This is a genomic window from Exiguobacterium sp. 17-1 (assembly GCF_023096305.1).
Lineage (GTDB): Bacteria > Bacillota > Bacilli > Exiguobacteriales > Exiguobacteriaceae > Exiguobacterium_A > Exiguobacterium_A sibiricum_A.
In genome coordinates, this window is the sequence record NZ_JALIGJ010000001.1 from 564,812 (window position 1) to 582,172 (window position 17,361).

Below are 17,361 nucleotides of genomic sequence, written 5' to 3' on the forward strand. Positions count from 1 at the left end.
GGAAGTAGGTGATCTGTTTTTGGTTTTGAACGGAACGCTAAAAAAACACCGACTCTTTCTGTAGAGTCGATGTTTTAGTGACGGAATTTAGATTAATCAGCGTTCTTTTTAGCGTCTGCTTTACGCTTGGCATCCGCATCGGCTTTGGCTTTTGCCTCGTCCGCTTTACGCTTGGCATCCGCATCGGCTTTAGCTTTTGCCTCGTCCGCTTTGCGTTTGGCATCCGCATCGGCTTTAGCTTTCGCCTCGTCCGCTTTGCGTTGGGTATCCGCATCGGCTTTGGCTTTCGCCTCGTCCGCTTTGCGTTGGGCATCCGCATCGGCTTTGGCTTTCGTATCGTCTGCTTTTTGTTTGGCATCCGCATCGGCTTTCGCTTCTGCTTCTTTTTTCTTTCGATCTTGTTCGGCTTGCTTTTTCTTTTCCGCTTCCGCTTTTTTCTTCGCTTCCGCTTCTTTTTTCTTTTGATCTTCCTCTTTGAAACGACCGGTATTTTTGAAGTCGTCTGCACTGACAGAGGCTGGCTGATTGAATCGGGCACCTGACTTGAAGTAACTGCTGTTTGCGTTATATGTCAGATTCGCCATTTGAGCCCAAAGATTTTGTGTCCGTTGATAGTACGTCGTCGCACCCATCAAGGAGTTGTTTTGGTCATGTCCGGTCCAGACGGCAAGCGTGACACCAGGTGTTGAACCGACAAGATATGAGTCTTTGATTTCATTCGTCGTCCCGGTTTTACCTGCCCAATCACCAGGTGCCTTGAGTAATGAATTGGCATATTGCGCCGTTCCTTTATCAAAGACACCTCGCATCATATCGAGCGTCAAATAAGCGGTACGATCTTGATAGATACGCTTTTTCTTTGATTTTGCTTTATAGATGTTTTTGCCGTCTTTCGTAATCTTCGAAATGACATACGGTTTGACGTATTCACCATAGTTGGCAAGCGTTGCATAAGCACCGGCGAGTTCGACCGGTGTGATTTCCATCGTTCCTAAAGCGGCAGATGGAGCGTAGCGGATATTATCGGGAATTTCAATTCCCATATCGACTAATTTTTGAATTGAATTCGACATGTTCATCTTCTCGTACGTCTTAACGGCAGGAACGTTGAGAGACAGTTCCAATGCTTCACGGACAGTGACGTTTCCGCGGTAACGTCCGCCTTCATTGTTGATCGGATTATCACCGGGTTGACGCGGAACTGTTTGATAGTAATATTCTTCGTCATTAATAGTCGATGCCGGTGTAATTAATCCATTTTCAATACCGTTTGAATAAACAAGAATTGGTTTAGCGGTCGAACCGATTTGACGTTTCGCCTGGAAGGCGCGGTTGAAATCATCCGCTGTTCCATCCGTATAACGCCCGCCAACAAATCCTAAAATCCGACCTGTTTCATTTTGAACCATGACAGCAGCGGTTTCTTCTGGATCTTTTTTCGTGACTGTCTTTTTCGTTTTTGGATTGACGACTTGCTTATACTGCGGTGCACTCGGGAAGTTAGCCGCATTTTTAGCCGGTGTCTGCATTGCTTCGTGAATCTTTTTGTCCAGCGTCAAATAGATTTTATATCCACCTTGTCGCATCGCGATCAATGCTTGGTCGCGGTAGTTGGCTTTGACTTCGGCAAGTTCAGAAGGTTTGACTTCATCCTCTTTGATCCCGTCCTGTTTCATGAAATAGCTCGTCATGATTTTAAGTGCTTCTTTTTCAGCTAAATCATAGACGTACGGATACGTATCACGGGAACGTTTCGATGTTTTGGTAAAATCTTTTGTAATATCGTATTTTACAGCTTTTTCATATTGTGCTTTTGTAATACTTTTCGCGACATACATTCGCTTTAAGACCGTTTTCATACGATTGGTACTCGGTGTCAAATCCTTTTTGACTATTCCACCTTGAAGGTAAGGTGTGTAATAGTAAGGGTTTTTTGGAATACCGGCGAGGAAAGCAGCTTGTGGTAACGTCAGTTTTTTGGCAGGTTTGTTAAAGACACCACGTGACGCAGCTTCGATTCCGGCGATATTTCGTCCGAGTGAATTTCGTCCGAACGACACGACGTTCAGATAAGCTTGAAGAATTTCGTCTTTGGTCATCGCATTTTCAAGACGCAGAGCCAGAATGATTTCTTTAGCCTTCCGTTCAAACGAGACTTCATTCGTCAGAATCTGATTTTTAATCAGCTGTTGTGTTAAGGTACTTCCGCCTGTACGTGACGAAGAATTCGTCAGTTCTTGAAGAACGGCGCGTAGCGTTGCTTTTGGAACAATACCATCATGTTCATAAAAATCAACGTCCTCTGTCGATAACACGGCATCGAGTAAATAAGGGGAAATTTCTTTAATATTAACGGGTTGACGTTCTTCGTCCGTCGCAATATTAGTCAGCTTCTCGCCACTCCCCCAATAAATTTCACTCGTAATGGCATAACTGTTTACTTGCTGCTTCATTTCTGCCAGTTTCGGTGCTTTTGTATCTTTGACGAGCGAAGCAAAATAGCCGCCTGCTGCCCCGACAGAAAAACTACCGACCAACAAGACCCCTATAATGAGGAATAAAATGATATTCCAAGATACGTCGTATGTGATATTTGACCAGTGCCGAACGGCTTTCGTCCGGGGGTGATTCCAAAACTTGAACCAGTTCTCGCGCATAAATGATCTCCTTTACATCTTAAACTTGGGTGTAAATTAACATTAAATCACAGATAGACGTATTATACCATAATTGAAGTATTAGAAAATGGCTTGACAGTCGATTCTGCTTCAACGTATCATGGAAACATCTTCATCAAATGTATAGTAGAATCAGCTGTGATTGGAAAAAAGTAATGAACCGCTCCCTGTATCAGAGACCTAGTGGTGCTGCGAACTAGGACATAGCGCTTCATGAATTACGCTTCCAGGAGCTTCTTGAGAAATCAAGCGGATTGCCCCGTTATCAGCAATCTAAGTGGCATGAAATTCATGCAATTAGGGTGGTACCACGGAATATTCCGTCCCTTCGTTCAGACGAGGGGACGGTTTTTTTTTAGACTATTTTTAGGGGGAAGACAGATGACGTTACTTGAAGATTTAGAGTTTCGCGGATTGATCAGCCAAATGACGGACGAAGAAGGAATTAAGGAATTACTTGCTAGCCCGACGACGCTTTACACAGGTTTTGACCCAACGGCAGATTCACTCCACATCGGACATTTATTGCCGATTCTTGTGTTAAAGCGATTCCAACAAGCAGGGCATCATGCGATTGGTTTAGTCGGAGGAGCAACTGGGATGATTGGTGACCCGAGTGGCCGCTCGACAGAACGCTCTTTGAACACATCGGATATCGTCGAAGAATTCGCGAACCGGATTAAAGGGCAATTGTCACGCTTTTTACCGCTTGATGGTGAAAATCCGGTCACGATTGCGAACAATCTCGACTGGACAAAGGATTTGACGATCATTGATTTCTTGCGCGACATCGGAAAACATTTCCCGATCAGCTACATGTTGGCGAAAGATTCAGTGGACTCACGCCTCCAAAACGGGATTTCGTTCACAGAGTTTTCTTACATGTTGCTTCAATCGTTTGATTTCTTGAAGCTGTACGAAAATGAAGGGTGCCGTCTGCAGGTCGGCGGAAGTGACCAGTGGGGGAACATCACGGCGGGAATGGAATTAATCCGCCGCGTCGGTCACGATCAAAAAGCTTTCGGGATTACAGTGCCGCTCGTCACGAAATCCGATGGTCAAAAATTCGGGAAAACGGCCGGTGGAGCAGTTTGGCTCGATGCTGATAAAACGACGCCGTACGAGTTTTACCAGTTCTGGTTTAACGTCGACGATCTTGATGTCATCAAGTTCTTGAAATACTTTACGTTCCTGACACCTGACGAAATCAACGCTCTTCAACGGGAAGTCGAGACGGCACCTGAAAAACGAGTCGCGCAACGCCGGTTGGCAGAAGAGATGACAGTTCTCGTTCATGGCGAAGAGGCACTCGAACAATCAGAGCGAATTACAAAGGCACTTTTCAGCGGGGAAATCAAATCATTGAAAGCGGAAGATATTGCCGATGCTTTTAAAGGAATGCCACGCTTTACATTGGGAGAGGCAACGAATTTGGTCGATATCCTTGTCGAAGCCAAAATCAGCCCGTCAAAACGTCAAGCCCGTGAAGATGTGACGAACGGTGCGATTTACATCAATGGAGAACGGGAACAAGAGTTAACGAAAGAGATTACACGCCAGGATGCGATTGGTGATTTCACAATCATCCGTCGTGGGAAAAAGAAATACTTTGTGCTCGAGCACGCTTGAAGTGAATAAAAAACAACGCTGACGATTTCGTCAGCGTTGTTTTTGGTTTAAGCGACACGGAACAAGCGAAGGGGAAGCAGACGAACGGCAATCGTTGTTGCGAGCAACGCTTTTAGGACATCTCCGAGAATAAACGGAATATTGATCGTCAGGGCATCGAGGAATGATAGATGCAAGACGGCCATTAAACCGAATGTGCCGAGCAGATAGACGAGCCCGAGCCCAAATACGAGCATCCCGATGAACAGCGGAACGAAACGACGGGTCTTTTCAGCGACGAGACCGATGAAGAAACCAGCAATCGGGAAGGCAATCAGATAACCGGCGGTCGGACCAACAAACGGAGCCAAGCCTCCTTTTCCACCAAGTAAAGGAAGTCCGGCAGCGGCAAGCAGTAAGAAAATCAGGACAGCCAGTCCACCGCGTTTGGCACCGAGAATGGCACTAACCGTCATGATGGCGAGCATTTGAAGTGTGATCGGAACAGGTCCGACGAGTTGAAGTTGCGGCAACAGACTGACCGCAGAAATGATGGCAGCACCTAAAGCGATAAATGTAAGATCTTTTGTTTTCATGTTATGACACGTCCTCTTCATTATGTGTTAACCAATATAAAATAAAGGTTAACACATAACGTGAAAAAGGGAAACATAAAAAAAGCACCCACCGGAGTGGATGCTTGAAACAACTGATTAACGTGAGTAGTACTCAACAACGAGTTGTTCTTGGATTTGATCGTTCAATTCAGAACGCTCTGGAAGACGGACGAACGTTCCTTCGAGCTTCTCAGCATCAAAAGTAACGAAGTCTTTAGTTGCTGGAGCAACTTCGAGTGCTTCTTTGATAACGACAAAGTTCTTCGATTTTTCGCGAACTGAGATCGTTTGACCTGGTTTCACGCGGAACGACGGGATGTCGACGCGAGCACCTTCAACTTGGATGTGACCGTGGTTGACGAGCTGACGAGCAGCACGACGTGTACGAGCCATACCCATACGGTAAACGACGTTGTCAAGACGTGCTTCAAGTAAGAACATGAAGTTCTCACCGTGGATACCAGGCATTTTGCCAGCATCGTTGAAGATACGGTTGAATTGGCGTTCGTTTACTCCGTACATGTGACGAAGCGTTTGCTTCGCTTGAAGTTGAAGACCGTACTCAGACATTTTGCGACGGCTGTTACCGTGTTGTCCTGGAGCGTACGGACGTTTTGCGATTTCTTTTCCTGTTTCAGTAAGTGAGATACCGAGACGACGTGAAAGTTTCCAAGCTGGACCTGTATAGCGAGCCATAATAAGACTCCTCCTTAGTGTTCGTTATTATTTGCATAAAAATAATAACGCCATCAAACCCACGTTACGCCCATTTCATGATGTGGCACCCTCGCTTGATAGCAAAGTTACACGATGCCCCTCCGGCAAAAACCGAGTCATAAAATGTGATACGTAAGCGATTTGACCGCTATCGTTATCATTTCTGCACTTTTACAAGTATACGTCTGCTGATTCCTGCTGTCAATCAAATATGGCGAAGAAGAATTTCGGTGAACGCTTCGAGACCGGCTTGGTCTGTCTCGTCGAACCGATTGAGTTCCGGACTGTCGATGTCGAGGACACCAATCGTTTTTCCGTTTTTGATCAACGGCACGACGATTTCCGAATTAGTTGCCGCGTCACAGGCGATATGCCCTGGGAATGCATGAACATCCATTACGAGCTGTGTTGTTTGATCCTGAGCTGCTGTTCCGCAAACTCCTCGTCCGAGCGGAATCCGGACACACGCCGGCAACCCTTGGAATGGACCGAGGACTAATTCGTTTTGTTCCGGATCCATTAAATAGAACCCGACCCAGTTCGTCCGGTCGAGAAATTGACCGAGTAATGCACTTGCATTCGAAAGGTTGGCAATCTGATTGGTTTCCCCAGTCAGTAACGCATCAAGCTGTTTATTCAGCATCTCGTATTGTTTTGTCCGGTCACCATCATAAGTCGTTGTCTCAAACATGTAGAATTCCTCCTGAAAAATCATATTTTAATCATCTTATCGGGTTTTCACACGACTGACAAACAATTGATTTCAAGAAACCCGGTTAAAAATTCGGAAGAAATTAGTAAAAGCCCGAGTAAATCTATGCAAATCGGTTGCGCTATACTATTATAAGGATAAGATTAAAGCGAATTTCTCAAAATATAAAGTCGCTTGATAGGGTGGAGGTCGTAGCAAATGTGGGCATGGGTGATTGGTGTCATCGTCATCGTATTACTCGTCATGCTGTTTAGCATGATCAGTCGGAAAAAATATTATACGAAAATCGATGAACTTGATCTTCGGAAACAAGGAATCATCAGCGCGTCGATTCCGAAGGAGTTGCAAGAACTGAAGGAACTCCCAATGGCGGGTGAGACGGAGACGAAATTCACTTCCTGGCATCAGGCATGGGAGGAATTAGTGACAGTCCACGTCGCACAAATCGATGAGACATTATATCGAGCGGAAGAAGGGCTGGATCGTTACCGGTTTGTTGCGGTTAAAAATGATCTGGAAGTAACAGAACAATTAATTGCCGAACTCGAAGGATTAATTGATGAGATGCTGGTAGACATGTCGACGTTCAAGACAAATCAATCGGTCTTGGCGGAGCTTAAGGCACAAGGCGAAACAAACTCCAGTCAAATTCGTAAATCGTTATTGTTGCAGGCGACGTCATTCGGACCTGCGTTACCTAAATTGGAAGAACAGGCGGAACAGATTGACCAGTTGCGGATTGAGATGGTTGCCTTTGAAGAAGCGGGTGAAGTGACGAAAGCCTATGAGACAAGTTTGTTACTTGAAACAAAAGTAGAAGAAACACGTCAACTCGTCGAAGTGATTCCACAGCAGTGGAAGACGCTCGCTCATGAACTCAGACAGCGGATTGACCAGCTCGGAGCTGGTTATAAAGAGATGACACTGGATGGGTATCCGCTTGAACCACTCGGCATGCAATCCGACATTAAGCGATTTGAAGAACAACGCTTGAGTCTCGTCAAGAAGCTCGAATTCCTTGAAATTACCGGACTTGAAGAGCAGGTGCAACAGCTCGCTTCAGACATCGACCAAATGTACGATACGTTCCGCCGTGAAGTCGATGCCCGGCACCATGTGAAAAAAGAAAATCAATCGTTGAAGCAAAAAGCATTACGGATGCGTGAAAAGGTTCATCAATTGGCACAGGAGTTCAGTATGCTGCGGGAAAATTATGAGATTTCAGCAGATTTGGGTGAACATTACGAATCGATTCAACGCGATGAAGAAATGTTGTTTGGAGCCGCGAAGGATTTGGATGAATCCATCGCGAGCCGGATCATTCCCTTCAGTATGCTCGAAGATCAAATGCGGGATGCTGTTCGCCTGGAAGAACAGTTGATGATTCAATATGAACGATTCGCCGTTGAGTTGCAGGCGTTACGGAAGGAAGAAACAGAAGTCCGTCAACGTGTTGCCGAATGGCGACAACTGTTATCGGCCATCCGCTTGCGCTTAAAACGACTTGGTCTTCCTAAAATTCCGGCAGACGTCGAAGAAGCCTTACAGGCATCAAGTCGTTCATTACAGATGCTTGAGACGCGGTTGGAAGAGTTACCGTTTAACGTTCATTACATCGTTTCCCAGAGTGAAGATGTCAACGGGACGTTTAAAACATTGCAAGAACGGATAGATAAAGTAGTATTCGAAGTCACTTATGCAGAACGACTCGTTCAATACGCAAATCGATTCCGCCGACAGGATAATGAGATACATATGTCGTTGACGATTGCTGAGACGAAGTTCCTGGCCGGAGACTATGAACGGACGATCACGTTAGGTGAACAAGTGCTGGAACAGTTTGAGCCTGACTCGATCGAACGTATTCGAAAAGCATGTGGTCAACCGGAAACGATGCATGCATAATCATCACTGACAATTCAGGGTGGCCGTCCAGGTCACCCTGTTTTTGTAAAAAAGGGAGCGATTGAGATGGGGAAACTGTACGTAAACGGAATCATTCGAACAATGACGCACGAAACAGATATTCATTCGGCGATGTTCATTGAAGGAGAACGGATCATTGCAATGGGCGAAGAGGGTAAGTTACGCCGGCGGTTTGGAAGACGGATTCAGTCAATCGTTGATTTAAACGGGAAAGCCGTTTATCCGGCTTTCACCGACGCTCATATTCATTTGATCGGATACGGCGAAGCCATCGGGCGGGTTGATGCGTCGCGTTATACGACGTTAGCGGAATTGGGAAAAGCGTTTACTGAGGCAGAAGCCATCAATGGGCTACATGTGGCGGAAGGATACGATGAAACGAAGCTTGACCGGGCACCGACGAAAGCGTGGTTAAATCAGCTTTTCCCGACAGAACCGGCTTTATTGAAGCGGACGGATCGGCATACCGTACTCGTTAATGATGTTTTGTTCAAACAATTGGGGTACAAAGCGTCAACCGTCGTCGAAGGCGGGAAAATCGGATTGCTCGAATCGGGAGAAGCGGACGGATTCCTTTATGATGCGGCGATTGAACCGTTGTATGCGTTACAGTCGGGATCAGTCGAGCGGAATAAATCCTCATTGCGGTCAGCCATTAAAGATTTGCACCGTCATGGGATCGTTGCCGCCCATACGGAAGATTTGGCCTATCACGGCGATTTAGCCGAAGTCTTGCAAGCGTACAGTGAAGTGACGGAAGAAACGGGATTCCATGCCCATTTGCTTGTTCATCATTTAGTTATCGATCAGCTTATTCAGATGAATCCTGTCCTGCCGTCGACACTGTCGACCGGAGCGATGAAACTGTTCGTTGACGGAGCTCTCGGTGGACGGACAGCATTGCTCGGCAGAGGATATTCAGATGACGCGACGACACGCGGCATCGAAGTCCATTCGCCGGAACAACTCGAGCAACTCGTCAAACGGGCCCGGAGTTACGGCTTTACGGTGGCAGCACATGTCATCGGTGATTTGGCGATCGAACGTTTCGTAGCCGTCCTTGAAAAATATCCGGCTCCGAAAGGGACACGGGACCGAATCATCCACGCAACCGTCGTACGTCCGGAACTATTGGCACGAATTCGTAAATTGCCGGTCTTGATCGATGTACAACCGGTCTTCTTGCTTGATGATGCTGATTTTGCGCAAGACCGTCTTGGTTTGAACCGGCTGGATTGGGCGTATCGATTAAAATCACTTGCTGATACAGGGGCGCTTCTCTGTGGTGGGTCCGATGCCCCGATTTCAAGTCCGGATGTCCGGCGGGCGTTGTATGCTGCGACAACTGGAACGGCGGGTACTATCAATAAGGCGAATGAAGTGTTGTCGATGTATGAAGCCTTGCTGTTGTTCACGAAAAATCCGCATATCGCGACGGATACACATGGACGAAAAGGCATGTTGCTTCCGGGATACGATGCGGACTTCGTGATCTTTGAACAGGATTTTTATACGTTACGTGGGGAAGCTGTCTTAACCAACCAGCTGCTTGAAACCGTTCAAGCAGGGAAAACCGTTTTTGAAGCAACACCAGTCATGAAGTAAAACAAAAAAACTGCCAATCGGCAGTTTTTTTGTTTTATAAGAAAGAGCGTTGGATTTTATGCCAAAATGTATTGTTCGTTAATTTAACGGTCTTGAGTTCTTTTTCCGATAATTGAATATCGACGGAATCCGTCCGTTTTAAACTGAGCGCTTCATTGTCCATCCCGATAATCGGATAGTCATTACCATCTTCGATGATGCGTAAAGATAACTTACGACCACGGTTCAAGAGGAACGCCGAACCGAGTGTCCGGTACCGGTTGTTGTTGACGGAAGCAATCTCACTGACTTGAAGACAATGAATTAATGGATCAACGATTGCCCCAGATAATGATTTGTTATAAGCCGTTGAACCGGTTGGTGTCGAGATGACCATACCGTCCCCGCGGAATGTCTCAAACAGGAACCCATCGATGTAAACTTCAATTGCCAGCGACTTGATGATGCTCGACTTAACGGAACATTCGTTCAGACACAGCATGCCTGGTCCACCGTTAATCGAAGCTTCGAGAAGCGGATAGCGACGGACTTCAATTTCGCCTTCAGAAGCACGGCTTCCGGTTTCCTTGAAGATGGCTTCAACCGAAGAGAGATCATTGATATCGAAGTCACAATAAAATGAGTTCGGTCCTTCGGCAAACCCGACATAAATGGCATCTTCCCGGAATCCCGTAAAGCGGGCTGCTTGAAGGAAGGCGCCATCTCCGCCAATGGAGACAATGATGTTAGCCTGTTTGTGATCCTGGACGACATTCAATCCATACCGATTTCCTACTTCAATCAGTTTACGTACCTGCGTCTCGTGTCTTTGTTTGTTACGGTAATACAGGTAGACATTGTTTCGAGCCATGGTCAATTCCCCCTTGAAAGCGTTTCATGAACTCTTTTATTATACCCGTCTTTGACAAAAACCGGTACTGCTAGCTCAAAGTGCGGGCAGAAATCTTGTGTTATCGCGGTAGCATTTTTATAGTAGAATGGAAAACGACATATGAATCTATTGGGAAATGGGGAATTTACATGGCAACATTTAAAGGGAACGCAATCACGTTAATCGGAACACCTGTTGAAATCGGACAAGAGGCACCGGATTTTGAAGTATTAGCAAACGATCTTTCACCGGTGACACGCGATACGTATGAAGGGGTCCGGATCATCAGCGTCGTCCCGTCAATCGATACAGGTGTCTGTGATGCCCAAACACGTAAATTCAACGAAGAGGCAGCGGCGATTGAAGATGTGACGGTCTTGACGATTTCAAACGACTTACCGTTTGCACAACGTCGCTGGTGTGCGGCGAGTGGACTCGACAACGTCGTGACGCTGTCAGATCACCGTGATCTTTCATTCGGAACACAGTACGGAGTCGCAATCGAAGAACTTCGTTTACTGGCTCGTTCAGTATTCGTCATCGATGCAGCGAATAAAGTCGTCTACGCGGAATATTTAGAAGAGTCAACGAACGAAGTTGACTTTGATTCAGCGCTTGCTGCTGCTAAAGGAGCAAAAGCGACGAAGTAAGAATAGTTTACAAACGGTGTAAAACCGCTACAATGAAGGTAATGAGAAAAAACGGCTCCCAAGAAGTGCGGGGGCCGTTTCGTTTTGAAAGGATGGAAAACACATGGAATCGTTAGAAAAATTATATAAAGAATTGACACATCAAACACGTAAATTAGAACACGATTTAGACATGCCGTACCTGGAAGGTCTGACGGAAGTCATCGATCGTTTGAATGAACGGCATACGGAAAACGTAGAACCGGAAACCGTCCGGAAAGCCGTCTCACTCGCAATCCTTGAAGGAATGAAACAAGCACAACCGAATCACTTGCCGACACCGGACAGCGTTGCATTGTTTGCGGGTTATTTAATCGGGAAATTAATCAAGAAGGAGGATGTCCGTCTGCTGGATCTTGGCAGTGGAACAGGTGGTATGTTACATGCTGTCCTCAGTCAACTTCCAAAAGATACAGTTGCCGAAGCAGTTGAGGTTGATGAAACGTTAATTCGACTATCGGCAGCCGTGACGGAATTACTCGATTATCCGGTCAACTACACGCATCAGGATGCCTTGCGTCCGCTCTTGCTTGATCCGGTCGATTTAGCGATGGCAGATTTGCCGATTGGTTATTATCCGGATGAGGAAGTCGCGGAAACCTATGTTTTAAAACGGGATGAAGGGATGAGTTACAGTCACTTCTTGTTGATTGAACAAGCGATGAACTATGTTAAACCGGGTGGGTTTGGTGTGTTCGTCATTCCAAACGGATTATTTCAACATGATACAGAAGGCAAACTTAAACAATATTTCGAAACGAAAGCCCATGTCGTCGGAATCCTCCAATTACCGTTGACGATGTTCAAGCAGGAACAAGCAGCCAAAAGTTATTTGATTGTCAGGAACCATCTGGCGGGTATGACGATGCCGAAACAAGCATTATTGGCTGAGTTGCCATCCTTTACCGATGCCCGCGCTTTTGGTGGAATGGTGAAACAGATTGATGAATGGATTAACACAGAATTAAAATGAAATACGCAAAGTGATTGAAATCTGTTGTTAATTTGACTATTCTAGTGTAGAACAGAAAAAGAGCAAGACTCATACAGATGTGAATGTCGATCGATTTGAATGGAAAAGGGGAAAAAATCATGGCAAAGATTATGGCAGTAAACGCCGGTAGTTCGTCACTGAAGTTCCAATTACTTGAGATGCCGAATGAAACGATGATTGCAGTTGGTTTAGTAGAACGCGTCGGAAAAGACGATGCGATCTTTACGATTAAATATGGCGAAGGACAGAAATTCACAGATGTTCTTCCACTTGCGACACATAAAGAAGCAGTTGAATTATCACTTGAGAAACTCATGGAATTCGGCATCATCTCATCATATGACGAGATCAAAGGTGTCGGACATCGTGTGTTACACGGTAAAGAAAAATATGCGGACTCGGTTGTCATTACAGAAGAAGTCATGCAAGACATCGAATCATACACGGAGCTCGGTCCGTTACACATTCCGCCAAACTTGATCGGAATTCGTGCGTTCCAGGCGATTTTACCAGAAGTCCCGCAAGTCGCTGTTTTTGATACGGCTTTCCACCAAACGATGCCGGAAGAAAACTTCCTTTACAGTCTTCCGTACGAATACTACACAGAGTACGGAATTCGGAAATACGGTTTCCACGGGACAAGCCATAAATATGTAACAGAACGTGCTTCTGAATTGTTAGGTCGTCCGTTACAAGACTTACGTCTGATTTCATGTCACCTCGGCAGTGGAGCGTCAATCGCAGCTGTTGCAGGTGGAGAATCACTCGATACGACGATGGGCTTCACGCCACTCGAAGGAATTACAATGGGTACACGGTCTGGTTCGCTTGATCCGGCTTTGATTCCCTTCTTAATGGAGAAGACAGGAAAAACAGCAGAAGATGTCCTGAATGTCATGAACAAAGAATCAGGAATCTACGGTCTATCTGGTCTTTCAAGTGATTTACGTGATGTTGAATCTGCAGCGACAGAAGGAAACCACCGTTCAGAGATGGCACTCCGAATCTTCGCTAACCGGATTCATGGCTACATTGGTCAGTATGCAGCGGAGATGAACGGCGTTGATGCCATCATCTTCACAGCAGGTGTCGGTGAAAACTCGGATTCGATTCGTGAGCGTGTCTTACGCGGTCTTGAGTTTATGGGCGTTTATTGGGATCCTTCGCTCAACAACGGCGCACGCGGAGAAGAATTGTTCATCAACTATCCGCATTCACCTGTCAAAGTCATCATCATTCCGACGAATGAAGAATTGATGATTGCCCGTGATACGGTTCGTATCGGTGGATTGGTCGAACAAAACGCGTAATAGGAATCTTTTTTATCAAACGTCTGGATCACAATGAAAATTGTGTTCAGACGTTTTTTTGTTTGAAGAAAATCATCTCAACGGAGTAAAAACAGATGAGTTTATTTCTCGTAATAAAAACGTTTGTTACAAGGTTTGTCATATAAAAAACGTGAAAACGAAAGTTAAACCGATTATTGTCGTAAAAACGGTTTGAAACCGATAAAAATGAGTCTTTTGTAATATAAAAGTAACAATCGCGTCATCTTTTTGTGGTCTATATGTAACGGCACAGCTCCATTTTGTCATGTATATTAATGTAAGTTACAAAACAGGGACAATTATGGAGGAGAGATTACATGATGATGAAACGAATAATCGCTAGTGTTTTAGCAGTCTTGTTAGCACTCAGTTCGTTTGCAGGTCTTCAAGCGGAAGCTGCAACTAAAAAAAATGTCAAGTCGTCGGTCGATAGTCTGATTGTTCGCCAAAAAGCCACAACAGCGTCTAAGAAACTCGGTCTTCTATATAAGAATCAAACACTACCGTACAAAGCAAAAACAGGAAACTGGTATAAAGTCAGTTACAAAGGAAAAACGGCTTACCTCAGTGCCCGTTATTCTAAAGTCGTCACATCAAGCGGATCGAAAAAACAATCAACAGGTGGTTGGAAAACGATCACAAACGTAAGTGCGACAGCATATACACCGTACGATCCAGGTAGCGGTAACTTAACGGCAATCGGTTGGAACATCAAGAGTTCTAAAAAGAAAGTCGTAGCAGTTGATCCACGTGTGATTCCGCTTCGTTCAACGGTTAAAGTGTATTACAAAGGAAAATTAAAAGGGACGTATACAGCAGCAGATACAGGCGGTGCCATTAAAGGTAAGAAGATGGATATTCTCTACTACTCACGTGCCGAAGCATTTAACTGGGGTCGTCGTAACGTCACTGTTAAATTCAAATAAGTCATTTCAATCAATCGTACATCGGTGCGATTGATTTTTTTTGTCTAAAAAAGCACTGCCTCTTGAAAGAAGCAGTGCAGAAATGAGTTCAATTAAAGACGGACAATCAAGACATCACATTTTGCATAACGTGTAATACTTTCGGAGACACTACCGATAAAGAAACGTTCGACAGCATTTAAACCGGTTGCACCACAGATAATCAAATCAACATTATGGTTGGGTGCAAGTTTTTTGGCGATGGTTACTTTCGGGGAACCGTATTCAATAGCGACTTCAACATCCTTGACACCACGCTCCTGAGCTGTCTTGACGTAATCATCGAGCAGTTCTTTCGCATATGATTCGGCGCGTTCGGTAATCGTCCGATCGTAGGCTTCGACAGTTGCAAAAGTCCGTGTATCGATGACATGAGCAATGACGAGTTTGGCATTATTTCGAAGTGAGACGTCAATCGCTGTTTCAAAAGCACGCTCTGCCTCTTTTGATCCGTCGACTGCTACTAAAATGTTATGATATACGATTGCCATCTTATATCCATCCCTTCGTATTCATCTGATTTTACACCCTTATTGTACCATTCCCTTAAATAGAAGGTGAGGAACATTTAAGGAGATTTTAAAATTGTTCTTCGCCAGCGGAACCCGTAAGATGGAAAGAGATGAAAGGAGGCGATGCCAAGATGAGGCACGCATTAATTACAGCAGGAACAAAAGGACTCGGTGAGATGGTGACCCGTCGTTTGCTCGAGGAAGGTTGGCACGTAACGGCTCTTCACCGTTCAGAACCGACGTTTTTTCATGAACGTCTCCATTTGATTAAAGCGGACGTGACAGAGCAAAATCAGCTGATGGAGGCAGTTGAGCAGTCGATGACTGCCCACGGTCGGATCGACGCGTTGATTTTGAATGCGGGACCGTATATCTTCGAACGGAAATCGCTTGTCGACTATTCAGATGAAGAATGGAATGAAGTGGTGACCGGTAACCTGACAGCTAGTTTTTGGTTATTACGAAAGATTCTTCCAATCATGCGCAAGCAACAATACGGACGTATCATTACATACGGTTTTCCGGAGAGTGCATCTGCACCTGGTTGGGTGGAGCGGGCTGCATTCGCGGCGGCGAAAAGCGGCATGGTCAGTTTGACAAAAAGTATAGCGCTTGAAGAGGCAGAACACGGTATCACGGTAAACATGGTCAATCCCGGTAATATTGTGGGTGACAATAAGTCCAAACGGATTGAACAGGCGACGGCGGATGAACAGACACCGGTCGGACGGACTGGTGTCGGAGAAGATATCGCGCGGACGATTTCGTTTTTAGTAGCGGAAGAATCCAGTCTGATTACAGGGGCGATTCTTGATGTGACCGGCGGGGTCAACGTTGTACATCAATCCCGTCCGTGATGGTTCCGAAGAATAATTAACAGTTGGATTTGGTTGTATAGATAACAGGGGGACGGAATTGAAATTCCGTTCCCCTGTTTTTCATTTTTTTGATTCTGATTTAGTTTACTGTACTGCTGTTACAGGCAATGACTGAAGATGCTTCGGATAACGGGTCAGTGCTTCCGGTCCGCTCTCGGTTAAATGAATGTCATCTTCAATACGGACACCGCCGACGTTCGGGACATAGATCCCTGGCTCGAGTGTATACACGATTCCGGACTCCGCTGTCAGCAGGTTGTTCGATGCGAGTGACGGGAATTCATGGACATCGATTCCGAGACCGTGTCCGACACGATGGGTGAAATAGTCACCGTAACCGGCTTGTTCAATCACGTTCCGGGCAGCTTGATCTAATGTACCAAGAGTCACGCCGACTTGGCTGGCTTCTGTAGCTGCTTCGAGTGCTTGAAGAACCGTTTGGTAAATGGTTTGTTGTTCTTCACTGGCTTCGCCATAAACGAACGTCCGGGTAATGTCTGAACAATATCCTTTCCAAACGACACCAAGGTCAAACAGGACGAAATCGCCTTCTTGAATGACTCGGTCACCCGGCACACCATGCGGGTCTGCACTGTTTGCTCCGAATAAAACCAATGTATCGAACGACATCTCACGGACGCCTTTCTTTTTCATTTCGAACTCGATTGTTGAAATGACTTCCATTTCCGTGACACCAGGACGAATTGCCTGTTTACCGATTTCGATTGCTTCGTCAGCTAAGGTTGCTGCTTCGCGGAGAATCGTAATCTCTTGAGCGTCTTTTTTCAGGCGTAATGCTTGCAAGGGTTGACCGATATCAAGAATTGCCGCATTTTCTTGACGGGCTTCTAGCTCTTTGAACCGGCTGAAAGTCATATGTTCGCCTTCAATCCCGATTCGGTTATTGGAGATCGAAAACGTTTGAAGCGCTTCACTGATTTTATCAAATGGATGTTCATGGTCCGCATACGTAATGACTTCGCCGTCCCATGGACTTGCAGCGACGATGTTGGCTTCGAGCGCAGGGCAGAAGAGGGCACGTTTTCCGTTAGCGTCTACGATGACGGCCATCACACGTTCATGCGGTTCCGCATAGACACCTGAAAAATAAAATACACTCGCTTTTGACGTAATCAATGCAACATCGATTCCTGATTCTTGTAATACACGACTAATCTGATTTGTCCGTTCTAACATATCGTTTCCACCTCTCTGTTCGTTTCATGATTCAGTATACCATCGTTGGAATTGGAAAACA

General features: G+C 45.6%; 15 protein-coding genes and 1 other annotated feature. Of the genes, 8 read left to right on the forward strand and 7 right to left on the reverse strand.

The features are described from left to right. Nucleotides 1–92: 92 nt before the first annotated feature. Nucleotides 93–2,657, reverse strand: coding sequence for a transglycosylase domain-containing protein (locus MUN34_RS02765; RefSeq protein WP_247856829.1), 2,565 nt, complete (start codon nucleotides 2,655–2,657; stop codon nucleotides 93–95). Between the two features lie 150 nt (nucleotides 2,658–2,807). Continuing rightward, nucleotides 2,808–3,009 (forward strand) — a binding site (T-box leader). A gap of 50 nt (nucleotides 3,010–3,059) precedes the next feature. Here MUN34_RS02765 and tyrS point away from each other — a divergent pair. Further along, on the forward strand, nucleotides 3,060–4,307 hold the full coding sequence (gene tyrS, locus MUN34_RS02770) for a tyrosine--tRNA ligase (RefSeq protein ID WP_247856830.1): 1,248 nt from the start codon (nucleotides 3,060–3,062) through the stop codon (nucleotides 4,305–4,307). 47 nt (nucleotides 4,308–4,354) lie between these two features. Here tyrS and MUN34_RS02775 read toward each other — a convergent pair whose 3' ends face one another. From MUN34_RS02775 to MUN34_RS02785, 3 genes are all read right to left on the reverse strand, one after another. Continuing rightward, entirely contained in the window at nucleotides 4,355–4,882 is a 528-nt protein-coding gene (locus tag MUN34_RS02775) for a biotin transporter BioY (RefSeq protein WP_026827720.1), read from the reverse strand. Nucleotides 4,883–4,999: 117 nt separating this feature from the next. Then, nucleotides 5,000–5,599 (reverse strand): 30S ribosomal protein S4, encoded by a 600-nt coding sequence (gene rpsD / locus MUN34_RS02780; protein WP_026827721.1) that lies wholly within the window; start codon nucleotides 5,597–5,599, stop codon nucleotides 5,000–5,002. Nucleotides 5,600–5,825: 226 nt separating this feature from the next. Then, nucleotides 5,826–6,311, reverse strand: coding sequence for a GAF domain-containing protein (locus MUN34_RS02785; protein WP_026827722.1), 486 nt, complete (start codon nucleotides 6,309–6,311; stop codon nucleotides 5,826–5,828). A 219-nt stretch (nucleotides 6,312–6,530) separates the two neighbouring features. Here MUN34_RS02785 and ezrA point away from each other — a divergent pair, with 219 nt between their 5' ends. Both ezrA and MUN34_RS02795 read left to right on the forward strand, forming a co-directional pair. Then, nucleotides 6,531–8,237 (forward strand): septation ring formation regulator EzrA, encoded by a 1,707-nt coding sequence (ezrA, locus tag MUN34_RS02790; protein ID WP_247856831.1) that lies wholly within the window; start codon nucleotides 6,531–6,533, stop codon nucleotides 8,235–8,237. 66 nt (nucleotides 8,238–8,303) lie between these two features. Then, a complete protein-coding gene (locus MUN34_RS02795; protein WP_247856832.1) occupies nucleotides 8,304–9,863 on the forward strand; it encodes an amidohydrolase in 1,560 nt (519 codons plus the stop codon). Nucleotides 9,864–9,897: 34 nt separating this feature from the next. Here MUN34_RS02795 and MUN34_RS02800 read toward each other — a convergent pair whose 3' ends face one another. Continuing rightward, nucleotides 9,898–10,713 (reverse strand): NAD kinase, encoded by an 816-nt coding sequence (locus tag MUN34_RS02800; RefSeq protein ID WP_026827725.1) that lies wholly within the window; start codon nucleotides 10,711–10,713, stop codon nucleotides 9,898–9,900. A 164-nt stretch (nucleotides 10,714–10,877) separates the two neighbouring features. Here MUN34_RS02800 and tpx point away from each other — a divergent pair, with 164 nt between their 5' ends. The 4 genes from tpx (at nucleotide 10,878) to MUN34_RS02820 (ending at nucleotide 14,674) form a co-directional block, all read left to right on the forward strand. Next, on the forward strand, nucleotides 10,878–11,384 hold the full coding sequence (gene tpx, locus MUN34_RS02805; RefSeq protein WP_152538843.1) for a thiol peroxidase: 507 nt from the start codon (nucleotides 10,878–10,880) through the stop codon (nucleotides 11,382–11,384). Nucleotides 11,385–11,487: 103 nt separating this feature from the next. After that, nucleotides 11,488–12,396, forward strand: a complete 909-nt coding sequence (locus tag MUN34_RS02810; RefSeq protein WP_247856833.1) for a class I SAM-dependent methyltransferase — start codon at nucleotides 11,488–11,490, stop codon at nucleotides 12,394–12,396. A 119-nt stretch (nucleotides 12,397–12,515) separates the two neighbouring features. Next, nucleotides 12,516–13,727 carry an acetate kinase gene (locus tag MUN34_RS02815; RefSeq protein ID WP_026827728.1) on the forward strand — a complete coding sequence of 404 codons (1,212 nt, stop codon included), beginning with the start codon at nucleotides 12,516–12,518 and terminating at the stop codon, nucleotides 13,725–13,727. A 341-nt stretch (nucleotides 13,728–14,068) separates the two neighbouring features. Then, complete coding sequence (locus MUN34_RS02820) at nucleotides 14,069–14,674, forward strand: 3D domain-containing protein (protein WP_235188823.1); 606 nt, start codon at nucleotides 14,069–14,071, stop codon at nucleotides 14,672–14,674. A 92-nt stretch (nucleotides 14,675–14,766) separates the two neighbouring features. Here the strand turns inward: MUN34_RS02820 and MUN34_RS02825 are convergent, their stop codons facing one another. Next, nucleotides 14,767–15,204 carry a universal stress protein gene (locus MUN34_RS02825; protein ID WP_026827730.1) on the reverse strand — a complete coding sequence of 146 codons (438 nt, stop codon included), beginning with the start codon at nucleotides 15,202–15,204 and terminating at the stop codon, nucleotides 14,767–14,769. 152 nt (nucleotides 15,205–15,356) lie between these two features. Here MUN34_RS02825 and MUN34_RS02830 point away from each other — a divergent pair, with 152 nt between their 5' ends. Beyond that, a complete protein-coding gene (locus MUN34_RS02830; RefSeq protein WP_247856834.1) occupies nucleotides 15,357–16,082 on the forward strand; it encodes an SDR family oxidoreductase in 726 nt (241 codons plus the stop codon). Between the two features lie 105 nt (nucleotides 16,083–16,187). Here the strand turns inward: MUN34_RS02830 and MUN34_RS02835 are convergent, their stop codons facing one another. After that, nucleotides 16,188–17,300 (reverse strand): M24 family metallopeptidase, encoded by a 1,113-nt coding sequence (locus MUN34_RS02835; RefSeq protein WP_247856835.1) that lies wholly within the window; start codon nucleotides 17,298–17,300, stop codon nucleotides 16,188–16,190. Nucleotides 17,301–17,361: the final 61 nt, after the last annotated feature.

What these genes read in the sequence shown, in the direction of transcription:
- MUN34_RS02810 (WP_247856833.1), top strand. Translation starts at nt 11,488, where the DNA reads ATGGAATCGTTAGAAAAATTATATAAAGAATTGACACATCAAACACGT.
- ezrA (WP_247856831.1), top strand. Translation starts at nt 6,531, where the DNA reads ATGTGGGCATGGGTGATTGGTGTCATCGTCATCGTATTACTCGTCATG.
- rpsD (WP_026827721.1), bottom strand. Translation starts at nt 5,599, where the DNA reads ATGGCTCGCTATACAGGTCCAGCTTGGAAACTTTCACGTCGTCTCGGT.
- MUN34_RS02765 (WP_247856829.1), bottom strand. Translation starts at nt 2,657, where the DNA reads ATGCGCGAGAACTGGTTCAAGTTTTGGAATCACCCCCGGACGAAAGCC.
- MUN34_RS02825 (WP_026827730.1), bottom strand. Translation starts at nt 15,204, where the DNA reads ATGGCAATCGTATATCATAACATTTTAGTAGCAGTCGACGGATCAAAA.
- MUN34_RS02820 (WP_235188823.1), top strand. Translation starts at nt 14,069, where the DNA reads ATGATGAAACGAATAATCGCTAGTGTTTTAGCAGTCTTGTTAGCACTC.
- MUN34_RS02785 (WP_026827722.1), bottom strand. Translation starts at nt 6,311, where the DNA reads ATGTTTGAGACAACGACTTATGATGGTGACCGGACAAAACAATACGAG.
- MUN34_RS02835 (WP_247856835.1), bottom strand. Translation starts at nt 17,300, where the DNA reads ATGTTAGAACGGACAAATCAGATTAGTCGTGTATTACAAGAATCAGGA.
- MUN34_RS02800 (WP_026827725.1), bottom strand. Translation starts at nt 10,713, where the DNA reads ATGGCTCGAAACAATGTCTACCTGTATTACCGTAACAAACAAAGACAC.
- tyrS (WP_247856830.1), top strand. Translation starts at nt 3,060, where the DNA reads ATGACGTTACTTGAAGATTTAGAGTTTCGCGGATTGATCAGCCAAATG.
- MUN34_RS02795 (WP_247856832.1), top strand. Translation starts at nt 8,304, where the DNA reads ATGGGGAAACTGTACGTAAACGGAATCATTCGAACAATGACGCACGAA.
- MUN34_RS02830 (WP_247856834.1), top strand. Translation starts at nt 15,357, where the DNA reads ATGAGGCACGCATTAATTACAGCAGGAACAAAAGGACTCGGTGAGATG.
- MUN34_RS02815 (WP_026827728.1), top strand. Translation starts at nt 12,516, where the DNA reads ATGGCAAAGATTATGGCAGTAAACGCCGGTAGTTCGTCACTGAAGTTC.
- MUN34_RS02775 (WP_026827720.1), bottom strand. Translation starts at nt 4,882, where the DNA reads ATGAAAACAAAAGATCTTACATTTATCGCTTTAGGTGCTGCCATCATT.